13 protein-coding genes, 1 rRNA gene and 1 riboswitch are annotated in these 13,800 nt (G+C 57.1%); of the genes, 7 read left to right on the forward strand and 7 right to left on the reverse strand.

Annotated features, from left to right (window positions below; translation table 11 throughout):
• Nucleotide 1 precedes the first annotated feature (1 nt).
• The 5 genes from thiS to L379_RS21330 form a co-directional block, all read right to left on the reverse strand.
• Entirely contained in the window at nt 2–202 is a 201-nt protein-coding gene (gene thiS, locus L379_RS21350; protein ID WP_015569971.1) for a sulfur carrier protein ThiS, read from the reverse strand.
• On the reverse strand, nt 186–941 hold the full coding sequence (gene thiF, locus L379_RS21345) for a thiazole biosynthesis adenylyltransferase ThiF (RefSeq protein ID WP_023302918.1): 756 nt from the start codon (nt 939–941) through the stop codon (nt 186–188). Before thiF ends, thiS begins: the two co-directional genes overlap by 17 nt.
• A complete protein-coding gene (gene thiE / locus L379_RS21340) occupies nt 928–1,569 on the reverse strand; it encodes a thiamine phosphate synthase (RefSeq protein WP_032652186.1) in 642 nt (213 codons plus the stop codon). The genes thiF and thiE overlap by 14 nt, the downstream gene beginning before the upstream one ends.
• The gene (gene thiC, locus L379_RS21335; protein ID WP_015569968.1) at nt 1,569–3,464 is read right to left on the reverse strand and encodes a phosphomethylpyrimidine synthase ThiC; all 1,896 of its coding nucleotides are present in this window, start codon (nt 3,462–3,464) and stop codon (nt 1,569–1,571) included. The genes thiE and thiC overlap by 1 nt, the downstream gene beginning before the upstream one ends.
• Nucleotides 3,465–3,543: 79 nt before the next feature.
• A riboswitch (TPP riboswitch) is annotated at nt 3,544–3,653 on the reverse strand.
• Between the two features lie 54 nt (nt 3,654–3,707).
• Nucleotides 3,708–4,205: an Rsd/AlgQ family anti-sigma factor gene (locus L379_RS21330; RefSeq protein WP_017384077.1), complete on the reverse strand. Its 498-nt coding sequence runs from the start codon at nt 4,203–4,205 to the stop codon at nt 3,708–3,710.
• 95 nt (nt 4,206–4,300) lie between these two features.
• On the opposite strand from L379_RS21330, the gene nudC reads away from it, so the two are divergent.
• The 6 genes from nudC to L379_RS21300 all read left to right on the forward strand — a co-directional run bounded on the left by nudC (nt 4,301) and on the right by L379_RS21300 (nt 8,653).
• Entirely contained in the window at nt 4,301–5,074 is a 774-nt protein-coding gene (nudC, locus tag L379_RS21325; RefSeq protein ID WP_015569966.1) for an NAD(+) diphosphatase, read from the forward strand.
• A 38-nt stretch (nt 5,075–5,112) separates the two neighbouring features.
• Entirely contained in the window at nt 5,113–6,177 is a 1,065-nt protein-coding gene (hemE, locus tag L379_RS21320; RefSeq protein ID WP_022650209.1) for a uroporphyrinogen decarboxylase, read from the forward strand.
• A 9-nt stretch (nt 6,178–6,186) separates the two neighbouring features.
• Nucleotides 6,187–6,858, forward strand: a complete 672-nt coding sequence (nfi, locus tag L379_RS21315) for a deoxyribonuclease V (protein ID WP_003862312.1) — start codon at nt 6,187–6,189, stop codon at nt 6,856–6,858.
• A gap of 41 nt (nt 6,859–6,899) precedes the next feature.
• The gene (locus L379_RS21310; protein ID WP_003862310.1) at nt 6,900–7,490 is read left to right on the forward strand and encodes a YjaG family protein; all 591 of its coding nucleotides are present in this window, start codon (nt 6,900–6,902) and stop codon (nt 7,488–7,490) included.
• A gap of 186 nt (nt 7,491–7,676) precedes the next feature.
• Nucleotides 7,677–7,949 (forward strand): nucleoid-associated protein HU-alpha, encoded by a 273-nt coding sequence (gene hupA / locus L379_RS21305; RefSeq protein WP_002445246.1) that lies wholly within the window; start codon nt 7,677–7,679, stop codon nt 7,947–7,949.
• Between the two features lie 11 nt (nt 7,950–7,960).
• Nucleotides 7,961–8,653: a DUF1481 domain-containing protein gene (locus L379_RS21300; protein ID WP_017384076.1), complete on the forward strand. Its 693-nt coding sequence runs from the start codon at nt 7,961–7,963 to the stop codon at nt 8,651–8,653.
• Nucleotides 8,654–8,701: 48 nt separating this feature from the next.
• Here the strand turns inward: L379_RS21300 and purD are convergent, their stop codons facing one another.
• Complete coding sequence (gene purD / locus L379_RS21295) at nt 8,702–9,994, reverse strand: phosphoribosylamine--glycine ligase (protein ID WP_032652189.1); 1,293 nt, start codon at nt 9,992–9,994, stop codon at nt 8,702–8,704.
• A gap of 15 nt (nt 9,995–10,009) precedes the next feature.
• Nucleotides 10,010–11,599, reverse strand: a complete 1,590-nt coding sequence (gene purH, locus L379_RS21290) for a bifunctional phosphoribosylaminoimidazolecarboxamide formyltransferase/IMP cyclohydrolase (RefSeq protein WP_023295751.1) — start codon at nt 11,597–11,599, stop codon at nt 10,010–10,012.
• 563 nt (nt 11,600–12,162) lie between these two features.
• On the opposite strand from purH, the gene L379_RS21285 reads away from it, so the two are divergent.
• Nucleotides 12,163–13,704: ribosomal RNA gene (locus tag L379_RS21285) — 16S ribosomal RNA — on the forward strand.
• Nucleotides 13,705–13,800 lie beyond the last annotated feature (96 nt).

Here is a 13,800-nt window from a genome sequence, read left to right on the forward strand (position 1 = left end):
CTCAGCCCCCTGCGATAACCTGAAACAGCAGGATCTGGTCGCCCTCATTGACCTGCTGATGTTCCCACCGCTCGCGCGGCAGGATCTGTTGATTGAGCGCCAGCGCCGTTCCCGGCTTCAGCTGGCGCAGCATGTCGAGCAGGGCGGCAACGGTGAGATCGTCGTCGCACGTCATCGGCTCATCGTTAAACAGAATGCGCATTGCGGCCTCCGCATACCGGGCAGTGGCTGGCACGGTTTAACGCCAGATGACGCCAGCCGCTGGAGCGGGCGTCGAACAGCCGCAGCGTGTTGCGTTCTGTCTCCATGCCGCTGAGCAACTTGATGGCCTCCAGCGCCTGAAGAGTACCCATCACGCCCACCACCGGGCCCAGAATGCCTGCCGTGCGGCAGTTACGCTCCGGTTCAGCCTCGTCCGGCCACAGGCAGCGGTAGCAGCCCTGTGCCCACGGCGGCGTAAGCACCATTATTTGCCCACCGAAACCGACCGCGCTGGCGGTGATCAGCGGCGTGTTCTGCGCAACACAGGCCGCGTTGATGGCCTGACGTGTCGCCATATTGTCCGTACAGTCCAGCACCACGTCGGCAAGGGCCACTTCGCGTTGCAGATCTTCCCCGCTCAGCCGCGTCTGGAGTGCGACCAGTTCGATATCGGGGTTAAGCTGGTTCAGCCGCTGGCGCGTAACGTGCGCTTTAGGCTGGTTGATATCTTCTGTCGTAAAGAGAATTTGCCGTTGCAGATTGCTGAGATGTACCTCGTCGTCATCGGCCAGCACCAGCGTGCCCACGCCCGCGCCGGCCAGATACAGCGCGGCGGGGGTGCCTAATCCGCCCAGACCGACAATCAGTACCCGGCTGGCGAGCAGCTTTTGCTGCCCCTCGATGGCGATATCCTCCAGCAGGATCTGGCGGCTGTAACGCATAAAATCACGATCTTTCATCACCTGCTCCTGCCAGTTGTAAAAGCTGCGCGGTGGCGGCCTGCCAGTCTGCCGCCTGGGTGATAGCGCTGACGACGGCGATACTGCCGACGCCGGTCTCCAGCACCGCGGGCGCACGTTCAAGACTGATCCCGCCGATGGCGACGGTGGGGTAATCGGCAAGGCGCTTAACGTGGGCCGCCAGCTGCGTCAAACCCTGTGGAGCGGACGGCATCTGTTTGGTTTGCGTTGGGAAAACGTGCCCGAGCGCGATGTAAGAGGGGCGGGCCGCCAGCGCCACGTCGATCTCCATATCGTCGTGGGTGGAGACGCCCAGCCGCAGACCGGCGTCACGGATCGCGTTGAGATCGGTCGTTTCCAGATCTTCCTGTCCCAGATGCACGCCGTACGCCTGGTGTTTAACCGCCAGCCGCCAGTAGTCGTTGATAAACAGGCGGGCGTGGTAGCGACGTCCCAGCGCGATAGCGGCGATCACGTCGGCCTCCACCTCTTCATCGCGTTTATCCTTGATGCGTAGCTGGATCGTGCGAACGCCTGCCTCCAGCAGGCGAGCGATCCACGCCACGCTGTCCACCACCGGGTAAAGCCCTAAGCGGAAGGGGACAGGGGGGAAATCAGGCTTGTACATTATGCCTCCTCCTTTTTGAGGTAGATTTCGCCGCCTTTCGCGCGGAAGGTTTCCGACATGTCCGCCATGCCGACTTCAATGGTCTGCGCGGCGGCGTAATCGCGTACTTCCTGGCTGATCTTCATCGAGCAGAATTTAGGTCCGCACATGGAGCAGAAGTGCGCAACTTTGCCCGATTCCTGCGGCAGGGTTTCGTCGTGATAGGCGCGGGCGGTGAACGGATCGAGGGCCAGGTTAAACTGGTCTTCCCAGCGGAATTCAAAGCGCGCTTTGGACATGGCGTTGTCGCGAATTTGCGCGCCCGGATGGCCTTTCGCCAGATCCGCCGCGTGGGCGGCAATCTTGTAGGTGATCAGCCCCTGCTTCACGTCCTCTTTGTTTGGCAGCCCGAGGTGCTCTTTCGGCGTCACGTAGCAGAGCATGGCGCATCCGAACCAGCCGATCATCGCCGCGCCAATGCCTGACGTGAAGTGGTCGTAGCCCGGCGCAATATCGGTGGTCAACGGCCCCAGGGTGTAGAACGGCGCTTCGTGGCAGTGCTCCAGCTCCTCGGTCATGTTGCGACGGATCATCTGCATCGGCACATGGCCCGGGCCTTCAATCATCACCTGCACGTCGTACTCCCAGGCGATTTTGGTCAGCTCGCCCAGCGTGTGCAGCTCGGCAAACTGCGCCTCGTCGTTAGCATCGCGGATGGAGCCAGGACGCAGGCCGTCGCCCAGCGACAGGGAGACGTCGTACGCGGCGCAAATTTCGCAGATTTCGCGGAAGTGTTCGTAGAGGAAGTTTTCCTGATGATGGGAAAGGCACCATTTCGCCATAATCGAACCGCCGCGTGAGACGATACCGGTCAGACGTTTCGCCGTCATCGGCACGTAGCGCAGCAGCACGCCCGCGTGGATGGTGAAGTAGTCCACGCCCTGCTCGGCCTGCTCCAGCAGCGTGTCGCGGAACGCTTCCCAGGTGAGGTTTTCGGCGATGCCGTTGACCTTCTCCAGCGCCTGATAAATCGGGACGGTGCCAATCGGCACCGGGCTGTTACGCAGGATCCACTCGCGGGTTTCGTGAATATAGCGGCCCGTGGAAAGGTCCATCACCGTGTCCGCGCCCCAGCGCGTCGACCAGACCAGCTTTTCCACCTCTTCTTCGATGGATGACGTCACCGCTGAGTTGCCGATGTTGGCGTTGACCTTCACCAGGAAGTTGCGGCCGATAATCATCGGCTCGGATTCCGGGTGGTTGATGTTGGCGGGGATAATGGCGCGCCCGGCGGCCACTTCGTCACGCACAAATTCCGGCGTGATGTTTTCCGGCAGGCGAGCGCCAAACCCTTCACCAGGATGCTGGTGGCGCAGCACTTCGCTGCGGATGCGCTCGCGGCCCATGTTTTCGCGGATGGCGATGAACTCCATCTCCGGCGTGACGATACCCTGGCGCGCGTAGTGCAGCTGGGTGACGCATTTGCCCGCTTTAGCGCGTTTCGGCGTCAGCAGGCCGGTAAAGCGCAGCTCGTCCAGACCGTCGTCGGCCAGGCGCGCGTTGGTATACGCCGAGCTGCGCACGCTCAGTTCTTCGCAGTCGTTACGGGCGTCAATCCACGGCTGGCGCAGTTTTGCCAGACCCTGCTGTACGTTGATAGCAACAGAAGGGTCGCCGTACGGGCCGGAGGTGTCATACACCGGCACGGCTTCGTTGTCTTCAAACTGCGGGTTTTCTTTGCTGCCGCCGATAAGCGTCGGGCTGAGCTGGATTTCGCGCATCGGCACGCGGATATCAGCCTGTGAACCGGTGATGTAGATGCGCGTTGAGTTCGGGAAAGCGGTGCCTTCTAGGGTGTCGATGAAGCGTTGTGCGTGTTCGCGCTGTTCGCGGCGGGTCAGTTTTGTTGTAGACATAGCTCATTCCAGATGTGAAGGACATGGCTTGTCAGACGACGGATGAAGCAAGAGAAGATCGCCTCAGGGGCGATACAACAGCAGTGTGACTCTTGTTCCCTTCGCAGGTATTAACCTGATCAGGTTCCGCGGATCCCGAATTAACGGTCTCAGCCCGTGCTTTCACACTGGGCACTCCGACAAGAAAAATCCCCCTCGTGAGAGGGGCGAATGGTTGTAAATTACTCGTTAACGATTAAGAACTCAAGCAGGGCGCGCAACGTTATCGCTGGTGCTGATATTCAGGTTGTTGTCCAGCACGAGGGCGATGAGCTTGTCTTCCAGCGTGAATCGCTCTTCCAGCGCTTCGCCAAGGTCGGAAAGCGCCTGCTGAAACTCAAGATAGTTATCGTGATCGATAGCGTTCTCTAGCGTGGAATCGTAGTAGTCCATGATCTGCTGGGTGTTGGCTTCCAGCAGCGGACAGAGTTTGCTGGCCGCTAAATACGGCGTTGTCCCTTCCATTTCGCGGATAATGCGTTCATAAAGGTTGAAATGGCCGTCGGAAAGGTAGTCGACCAGGCTCTGACAGAAGTCGTCCAGCGCTTTTTCATTCAGCCGCATAAAGGATTCTTTGCCAGGCTTAAGACCAACCAGATTGTAATACGCCACGAGTAGATGCTTGCGCACATGTAGCCAGCGATCCACCAGGGTGTTACTTCCTCCAACGCGCTCAGTCAGGCTTTCCAGCTGGTTTAACATGGTCGACTCCATAAGGTTTAGAATGGGATCTGCTTATCCAAAATGTAACCATAATGCTAACAACATGTCAGTGAAGCGAAGGTAGTGCAATAGATATGGATCGTATTATTGAAAAATCAGATCTGGGTTGGTGGATCGTCAGTCACGAACAAAAATTATGGCTGCCCGGTGGGGAGATACCCTACGGTGCGGCAGACATCTTCGATCTCGTCGGCCAACCGGCGCTGCGGATCGGCGAGTGGCAGGGCGATCCGGTATGGTTGATCCAACAGGCTCGTCGTCAGGATATGGGATCCGTTCGTCAGGTGTTGGATCGGGATGTCGGCCTGTTCCAGCTGGCGGGGCGCGGCGTGCAGCTGGCGGAGTTTTACCGCTCGCACAAATACTGCGGCTACTGCGGCCACACCATGCACCCGAGCAAAACCGAGTGGGCAATGCTCTGCGGCCACTGCCGTGAACGCTACTACCCGCAAATCGCACCGTGCATCATTGTCGCCATCCGCCGTGATGATTCCATCCTGCTGGCGCAGCATACCCGCCATCGCAACGGCATTCACACCGTCCTCGCCGGGTTCGTGGAAGTCGGCGAAACGCTGGAACAGGCGGTGGCGCGCGAGGTGATGGAGGAGAGCGGCATTAAGGTGAAAAACCTGCGCTATGTGACGTCGCAGCCGTGGCCGTTCCCGATGTCCCTGATGACCGCGTTTATGGCGGAATACGACAGCGGCGAGATTGTTATCGATCAGAAAGAGCTGCTGGAGGCGAACTGGTATCGCTACGACGATTTACCGCTGCTGCCCCCACCGGGAACGGTGGCGCGTCGCCTGATAGAAGATACCGTGGCAATGTGTCGGGCCGAGTATGAGTAGTGTTACACTGACGGACTGACGCAATAAGGAACTGCAAAATGACCGAACTGAAGAACGATCGTTATCTGCGTGCGCTGCTGCGCCAGCCCGTTGATGTCACCCCGGTGTGGATGATGCGCCAGGCGGGACGCTATCTGCCAGAGTACAAAGCCACGCGCGCGCAGGCAGGCGATTTTATGTCGCTGTGCAAAAACGCCGAGCTGGCCTGTGAAGTGACGCTCCAGCCGCTGCGCCGCTTCCCGCTCGATGCCGCCATTCTTTTTTCGGACATTCTCACCATTCCGGATGCGATGGGCCTTGGGCTCTATTTCGAAACCGGAGAAGGCCCGCGTTTTACCTCTCCGATCAAAAGCAAAGCCGACGTTGATAAGCTGCCGATCCCCGATCCGGAAGGCGAGCTGGGCTATGTGATGAACGCCGTGCGCACCATTCGCCGCGAACTGAAAGGCGACGTGCCGCTGATTGGCTTCTCCGGTAGTCCGTGGACGCTGGCCACCTACATGGTGGAAGGCGGCAGCAGCAAAGCCTTTACCGTCATCAAAAAGATGATGTACGCCGAGCCGCTGGCCCTGCATGCCCTGCTCGACAAGCTGGCGAAGAGCGTCACGCTCTATCTCAACGCGCAGATTAAAGCCGGCGCGCAGTCGGTGATGATTTTCGACACCTGGGGCGGCGTGCTGACCGGACGTGATTATCAGCAGTTCTCCCTGTACTACATGCACAAAATTGTCGATGGCCTGCTGCGTGAAAACGAAGGCCGTCGCGTGCCGGTGACGCTGTTTACCAAAGGCGGCGGTCAGTGGCTGGAAGCGATGGCGGCCACCGGCTGCGACGCGCTGGGCCTCGACTGGACCACCGATATTGCCGATGCGCGCCGTCGCGTGGGGGACAAAGTGGCGCTCCAGGGCAACATGGATCCGTCCATGCTCTATGCGCAGCCTGCCCGTATCGAAGAAGAAGTGTCGACTATACTGTCTGGTTTCGGCCAGGGCGAAGGCCACGTCTTCAACCTCGGTCACGGTATTCATCAGGATGTACCGCCAGAACACGCTGGCGTATTTGTGGAGGCGGTGCATAGGCTTTCTGCCCAGTATCATAAGTAAGGAGTGGTTATGGATCTCGCGTCGCTACGCGCTCAGCAAATCGAACTGGCTTCATCAGTGATCCGCGAGGATCGTCTGGATACGGACCCTCCGCGGTACATTGGCGGGGCGGACGTCGGATTTGAGCAGGGCGGTGAAGTGACGCGAGCGGCGATGGTGGTGCTGAAATACCCTTCGCTGGAGCTGGTGGAGTACAAAGTGGCGCGTATCGCCACCACCATGCCCTATATCCCCGGCTTTCTCTCCTTCCGCGAATATCCCGCGCTGCTGGCCGCGTGGGAGCAACTCTCGCAAAAACCCGATCTACTGTTTGTTGATGGGCATGGTATCTCCCATCCGCGTCGCTTAGGCGTCGCCAGCCACTTTGGTCTGCTGGTGGACGTGCCGACCATCGGCGTAGCGAAAAAACGCCTGTGCGGCGCGTTTGAGCCGCTCTCTGCCGAACCGGGCGCACTGGCGCCGCTTATCCATAAAGGCGAGCAGCTGGCGTGGGTCTGGCGCAGTAAAGCGCGCTGCAACCCGTTGTTTATCGCCACCGGGCATCGGGTCAGCATGGATAGCGCCCTGGCGTGGGTGCAACGCTGTATGAAGGGCTACCGTTTACCGGAGCCAACCCGCTGGGCTGACGCCGTGGCCTCTTCACGTCCGGCATTCATTCGTTGGCAGGAAATTCAGCCGTGATTCAGGTAAACTGCGGCTAATTTTCGATTCGAGACATCATCATGTTACAAAACCCGATTCATCTGCGCCTTGAGAAGCTGGAAAGCTGGCAGCACGTGACGTTTATGGCTTGCCTGTGCGAGCGCATGTATCCCAACTATGCCGCGTTCTGCAAGCAGACGGCGTTTGGCGAAGGCCAGATTTATCGTCGTATCCTGGATTTAATCTGGGAGACGCTGACGGTCAAAGATGCGAAGGTAAATTTTGACTCTCAGCTCGAAAAGCTGGAAGAGGCTATTCCGGCTGCGGATGATTTCGACCTGTATGGCGTCTACCCGGCCATTGATGCCTGTGTGGCGTTGAGCGAGCTGATCCACTCCCGTCTGAGCGGTGAAACCCTGGAACACGCCATTGAAGTCAGTAAGGCATCCATTACCACCGTTGCGATGCTGGAAATGACCCAGGAAGGCCGTGAAATGACCGACGAGGAGCTGCGTGCTAACCCGGCGGTTGAACAGGAATGGGATATTCAGTGGGAAATTTTCCGTCTGCTGGCGGAGTGTGAAGAACGTGATATTGAGCTGATCAAAGGGCTTCGCGCGGACCTTCGCGAGGCCGGTGAGAGCAATATTGGTATAATTTTTAACCAATGAGACAACAAAACGTGATTTAACGCCTGTTTTGTCACTCCTCGACTCTTCCCTTTCGCCCCCCGTCTGGTCTACATTTGGGGGGCGAAAAAAAGTGGCTATCGGTGCGTGTATGCAGGAGAGTGCTTTTTTGGCATTTTCGTCGCACTCGATGCTTAGCAAGCGATAAACACATTGAAAGGATAACTTATGAACAAGACTCAACTGATTGATGTAATTGCGGACAAGGCTGATCTGTCTAAAGTGCAGGCTAAAGCTGCTCTGGAATCTACCCTGGCTGCTATTACTGAGTCTCTGAAAGAAGGCGATGCTGTACAACTGGTTGGTTTCGGTACCTTCAAAGTGAACCACCGCGCTGAGCGTACTGGCCGCAACCCGCAGACTGGTAAAGAAATCAAAATCGCCGCAGCTAACGTGCCGGCATTTGTTTCTGGTAAAGCACTGAAAGACGCAGTTAAGTAAGACGCGTGGCAGTGAACAGTTTTAACGAAGGGGCGGCAACGCCCCTTTTGTCATTCTGGCGTGGAACACTCGCGCTGGCAGGCGTACTGTTGCTGTCTGCCTGTAGCCATGATTCCTCACTCCCCCCGTTTACCGCCAGCGGCTATGCTGACAACCAGGGTGCGGTCAGGATCTGGCGCAAAGATTCCAGCGATGAAGTCCATATGCTCACCGCATTCAGCCCGTGGCATAACGGCAACACCTCGACCGCAGAATACCGCTGGCAGGGCGATGCGCTGTCGCTCATTGAACTGAATATCTACAGTAAGACTCCCGAACACGTGAAGGTGCGTTTCGACGACCACGGCGAGCTGAGCTTTATGCAGCATGAGGTCAGTGGACTGAAACAGCAGCTTTCCAGCGATCAGGTCGCCCTCTACCGCTACCGTGCTGAACAACTCCGCCAGACCAGCGATGCGCTGCGTCAGGGCCGCGTGGTGCTGCGCCAGGGGCGCTGGCATGCCGACGGCACGGTGACCACCTGCGAAGGGCAGACGGTGAAGCCTGAGCTTGAATCCTGGGCAACCGAACACATTCAGCGTCGTCAGCGGCATTCATCTGTGGAGGTGAGTGTGGCATGGCTGGAAGCGCCGGAAGGCTCTCAGCTGTTGCTGGTGGCGAATGAAGATTTCTGCACCTGGCAGCCGACAGAGAAGAGTTTCTGACGTAAATCCCCTCTCCCTGTGGGAGAGGGTTAGGGTGAGGGTGTGAAATTACTCTCCCTGCTCCCGCGCAATGGCACGATAGCCGATATCCTGGCGGCTGAAGCTGCCATTCCAGTGAATATCCGCCATCAGCGCATAGGCGCGCTTCTGCGCCTCTGCCACGGTCTGGCCCAGCGCGGTCGCACACAGCACGCGACCGCCGTTGGTGAGCACGCGGTCGTCGTCAGAGAGCTTTGTACCGGCGTGGAACACCTTCGCACCGTCAATCTCTTCCAGCGGCAGGCCGTGGATCTCATCTCCGGTGTTGTAGCTACCCGGATAGCCACCCGCAGCAATCACCACACCTAAAGAGGCACGCTCGTCCCACTCGGAAGTTTTCTCGTCCAGCTTGCCTTCGCACGCCGCCAGACACAGATCAACCAGATCGGACTTCATGCGCAGCATGATCGGCTGGGTTTCCGGATCGCCGAAGCGGCAGTTGAATTCAATCACCTTCGGGTTACCCTGCTTGTCGATCATCAGGCCTGCGTAAAGGAAACCGGTGTAGGTATTGCCTTCCGCAGCCATCCCCTTCACGGTTGGCCAGATGATGCGGTCCATGGTGCGCTGGTGTACTTCGTCAGTGACCACCGGAGCAGGGGAGTAAGCTCCCATCCCGCCGGTGTTTGGCCCCGTGTCGGCATTGCCTACGCGCTTGTGATCCTGGCTGGTCGCCATCGGCAGAACGTGCTCGCCGTCAACCATCACGATAAAGCTCGCTTCTTCGCCGTCGAGGAACTCTTCAATTACGATGCGGTGGCCCGCGTCGCCAAAGGCGTTACCCCCCAGCATATCCTGCACGGCGGCTTCCGCTTCTTCGAGGGTCATCGCCACGATAACGCCTTTCCCGGCAGCCAGGCCGTCGGCTTTGATCACAATCGGCGCGCCTTTTTCACGCAGGTAAGCCAGAGCAGGCTCTACCTCGGTGAAGTTCTGATATTCCGCCGTCGGGATGTTATGACGCGCGAGAAAATCTTTGGTGAAGGCTTTTGAGCCTTCCAGCTGCGCAGCCCCTTCCGTTGGGCCGAAAATTTTCAGGCCCGCGGCGCGGAAGGCATCTACAACGCCGATCACCAGCGGTGCTTCCGGGCCAACAATCGTCAGATCGATATTCTCGTTTTGGGCAAAGCTCAGCAGCGCCGGGATGTCGGTTACGCCGATGGCGACGTTCTGTAGTGCGGGCTCCAGCGCGGTCCCGGCGTTACCCGGTGCCACAAAGACGGTTTCAACCTGCGGAGACTGCGCTGCTTTCCACGCCAGGGCGTGCTCGCGCCCGCCGTTACCAATCACTAATACTTTCATTTTCTGCTCCGGGGATTAATGGCGGAAGTGGCGCATGTCGGTGAAGATCATTGCGATGCCATGCTCGTCGGCAGCGGCAATCACTTCGTCATCACGGATTGAACCGCCAGGCTGGATCACACAGGTGATGCCCACAGCAGCGGCCGCGTCGATACCGTCGCGGAACGGGAAGAAGGCGTCAGAGGCCATGGCGGAACCTTTGACTTCCAGACCTTCGTCACCTGCTTTAATACCCGCGATTTTCGCAGAGTAAACGCGGCTCATCTGGCCTGCGCCTATTCCGATGGTCATGTTCTCTTTGGCGTAGACGATGGCGTTGGATTTCACAAACTTCGCCACTTTCCAGCAGAACAGCGCGTCACGCAGTTCCTGCTCGGTTGGCTGACGTTTGGTGACGACACGCAGATCGGCTTCGCCCACCATACCCAGATCGCGGTCCTGAACCAGCAGCCCGCCGTTCACGCGCTTGAAGTCCAGGCCCGGGACGCGTTCTGCCCACTGGCCGCAAACCAGTACGCGCACGTTCTGTTTCGCCGCGGTGATTTTCAGCGCCTCTTCGGATGCTGATGGCGCGATGATCACTTCGACAAACTGACGGGAGATGATGGCCTGCGCGGTTTCCGCATCCAGCTCGCGGTTGAAGGCGATAATGCCGCCGAACGCGGAGGTCGGGTCGGTTTTGTAGGCGCGATCGTAAGCTTCCAGAATAGACGCACTTACCGCAACGCCGCATGGGTTGGCGTGCTTGACGATAACGCAGGCTGGCTCGCTGAACTCTTTCACGCATTCCAGCGCGGCGTCGGTATCGGCAATGTTGTTATAGGAGAGGGCTTTGCCCTGTACCTGCTGGGCAGTCGCTACAGAGGCTTCTTTTACCTCTTCTTCTATATAGAAGGCAGCCTGCTGGTGGCTGTTCTCGCCGTAACGCATATCCTGCTTCTTAATGAAGTTCAGGTTCAGCGTGCGCGGGAAGCGGCCAGATGGATCTTTGCTTTCACCGTGGTAGGCAGGTACCAGGCTACCGAAGTAGTTGGCGATCATGCTGTCGTAGGCGGCGGTATGCTCGAAGGCTTTGATGGCGAGATCGAAACGCGTTTCAAGCGTCAGGGACCCTTCGTTGGCATCCATCTCATTAATAATGGCGTTGTAGTCACTACTCTTTACCACGATGGCCACATCTTTATGGTTCTTGGCTGCGGAGCGCACCATGGTCGGGCCGCCGATGTCGATATTCTCAACAGCGTCTTCCAGAGAACAGCCTTCGCGGGCAACGGTCTGGGCGAACGGGTAGAGGTTAACAACCACCATGTCGATGGGGGCAATATTGTGCTGCTCCATAATGCCGTCGTCCTGACCGCGACGGCCCAGAATACCGCCGTGCACTTTCGGGTGCAGGGTTTTGACGCGTCCATCCATCATTTCCGGGAAACCGGTGTAATCGGACACTTCGGTTACCGGCAGACCTTTATCTGCTAACAGGCGAGCGGTACCGCCTGTAGAAAGCAGCTCTACGCCACGTGCAGAAAGTGCCTGAGCGAATTCGACGATACCGGCTTTATCAGAAACACTGAGCAGAGCGCGGCGGACTGGACGACGTTGTTGCATGGTAAATCCCCTGGATTTCACGATTACAGAGAGCGTTAGATGAATTTTCCTGTGAAAAACTCATCTAACACACCTGACGAGGCATCCTTGTGAAGCGCGAGCATTTTAACGAAAACGTTTGCGCAACGCTCGCACATTTTTACTTTTTCGTATCATTGTGGATAAGTCTGTGCGTAAAAAGGTATAAGGCGGGGTTTTGCTGTGGAATGCAGCAGTCAGTCATTCTTCTGTCATTTAGCGGTTGCGGCCTGCGGAGAACTCCCTATAATGCGCCTCCATCGACACGGAACATGTGAATCACTTCACAAACAACCGAGTCGGCTGAAGAGAAAAAATCCTGAAATAACGGGTTGACTCTGAAAGAGGAAAGCGTAATATACGCCACCTCGCAACGGTGAGCGAAAGCCGCGTTGCACTGCTCTTTAACAATTTATCAGACAATCTGTGTGGGCACTCAAAGTGACATGGATTCTTAATGTCTTCGGACACTAAATGAATACCAAGTCTCAACGAGTGAACACGTAATTCATTACGAAGTTTAATTCATTGAGCATCAAACTTTTAAATTGAAGAGTTTGATCATGGCTCAGATTGAACGCTGGCGGCAGGCCTAACACATGCAAGTCGAACGGTAACAGGAAGCAGCTTGCTGCTTCGCTGACGAGTGGCGGACGGGTGAGTAATGTCTGGGAAACTGCCTGATGGAGGGGGATAACTACTGGAAACGGTAGCTAATACCGCATAACGTCGCAAGACCAAAGAGGGGGACCTTCGGGCCTCTTGCCATCGGATGTGCCCAGATGGGATTAGCTAGTAGGTGGGGTAACGGCTCACCTAGGCGACGATCCCTAGCTGGTCTGAGAGGATGACCAGCCACACTGGAACTGAGACACGGTCCAGACTCCTACGGGAGGCAGCAGTGGGGAATATTGCACAATGGGCGCAAGCCTGATGCAGCCATGCCGCGTGTATGAAGAAGGCCTTCGGGTTGTAAAGTACTTTCAGCGGGGAGGAAGGCGATAAGGTTAATAACCTTGTCGATTGACGTTACCCGCAGAAGAAGCACCGGCTAACTCCGTGCCAGCAGCCGCGGTAATACGGAGGGTGCAAGCGTTAATCGGAATTACTGGGCGTAAAGCGCACGCAGGCGGTCTGTCAAGTCGGATGTGAAATCCCCGGGCTCAACCTGGGAACTGCATTCGAAACTGGCAGGCTAGAGTCTTGTAGAGGGGGGTAGAATTCCAGGTGTAGCGGTGAAATGCGTAGAGATCTGGAGGAATACCGGTGGCGAAGGCGGCCCCCTGGACAAAGACTGACGCTCAGGTGCGAAAGCGTGGGGAGCAAACAGGATTAGATACCCTGGTAGTCCACGCCGTAAACGATGTCGACTTGGAGGTTGTGCCCTTGAGGCGTGGCTTCCGGAGCTAACGCGTTAAGTCGACCGCCTGGGGAGTACGGCCGCAAGGTTAAAACTCAAATGAATTGACGGGGGCCCGCACAAGCGGTGGAGCATGTGGTTTAATTCGATGCAACGCGAAGAACCTTACCTACTCTTGACATCCAGAGAACTTTCCAGAGATGGATTGGTGCCTTCGGGAACTCTGAGACAGGTGCTGCATGGCTGTCGTCAGCTCGTGTTGTGAAATGTTGGGTTAAGTCCCGCAACGAGCGCAACCCTTATCCTTTGTTGCCAGCGGTTAGGCCGGGAACTCAAAGGAGACTGCCAGTGATAAACTGGAGGAAGGTGGGGATGACGTCAAGTCATCATGGCCCTTACGAGTAGGGCTACACACGTGCTACAATGGCGCATACAAAGAGAAGCGACCTCGCGAGAGCAAGCGGACCTCATAAAGTGCGTCGTAGTCCGGATTGGAGTCTGCAACTCGACTCCATGAAGTCGGAATCGCTAGTAATCGTGGATCAGAATGCCACGGTGAATACGTTCCCGGGCCTTGTACACACCGCCCGTCACACCATGGGAGTGGGTTGCAAAAGAAGTAGGTAGCTTAACCTTCGGGAGGGCGCTTACCACTTTGTGATTCATGACTGGGGTGAAGTCGTAACAAGGTAACCGTAGGGGAACCTGCGGTTGGATCACCTCCTTACCTTAAAGAACCTGCCTTTGCAGTGCTCACACAGATTGTCTGATGAATGATGAACTTCTGAATGTACTTTTGAGTGCATTAAGAAGTTTTGCTCTT

It is taken from the genome of Enterobacter sp. MGH 33 (genome assembly GCF_000534535.1).
Lineage (GTDB): Bacteria > Pseudomonadota > Gammaproteobacteria > Enterobacterales > Enterobacteriaceae > Enterobacter > Enterobacter hormaechei_C.

Coding starts and splice junctions, on each gene's coding strand:
- thiS (WP_015569971.1), bottom strand. CDS start 202: ATGCGCATTCTGTTTAACGATGAGCCGATGACGTGCGACGACGATCTC.
- thiF (WP_023302918.1), bottom strand. CDS start 941: ATGAAAGATCGTGATTTTATGCGTTACAGCCGCCAGATCCTGCTGGAG.
- thiE (WP_032652186.1), bottom strand. CDS start 1,569: ATGTACAAGCCTGATTTCCCCCCTGTCCCCTTCCGCTTAGGGCTTTAC.
- thiC (WP_015569968.1), bottom strand. CDS start 3,464: ATGTCTACAACAAAACTGACCCGCCGCGAACAGCGCGAACACGCACAA.
- L379_RS21330 (WP_017384077.1), bottom strand. CDS start 4,205: ATGTTAAACCAGCTGGAAAGCCTGACTGAGCGCGTTGGAGGAAGTAAC.
- nudC (WP_015569966.1), top strand. CDS start 4,301: ATGGATCGTATTATTGAAAAATCAGATCTGGGTTGGTGGATCGTCAGT.
- hemE (WP_022650209.1), top strand. CDS start 5,113: ATGACCGAACTGAAGAACGATCGTTATCTGCGTGCGCTGCTGCGCCAG.
- nfi (WP_003862312.1), top strand. CDS start 6,187: ATGGATCTCGCGTCGCTACGCGCTCAGCAAATCGAACTGGCTTCATCA.
- L379_RS21310 (WP_003862310.1), top strand. CDS start 6,900: ATGTTACAAAACCCGATTCATCTGCGCCTTGAGAAGCTGGAAAGCTGG.
- hupA (WP_002445246.1), top strand. CDS start 7,677: ATGAACAAGACTCAACTGATTGATGTAATTGCGGACAAGGCTGATCTG.
- purD (WP_032652189.1), bottom strand. CDS start 9,994: ATGAAAGTATTAGTGATTGGTAACGGCGGGCGCGAGCACGCCCTGGCG.
- purH (WP_023295751.1), bottom strand. CDS start 11,599: ATGCAACAACGTCGTCCAGTCCGCCGCGCTCTGCTCAGTGTTTCTGAT.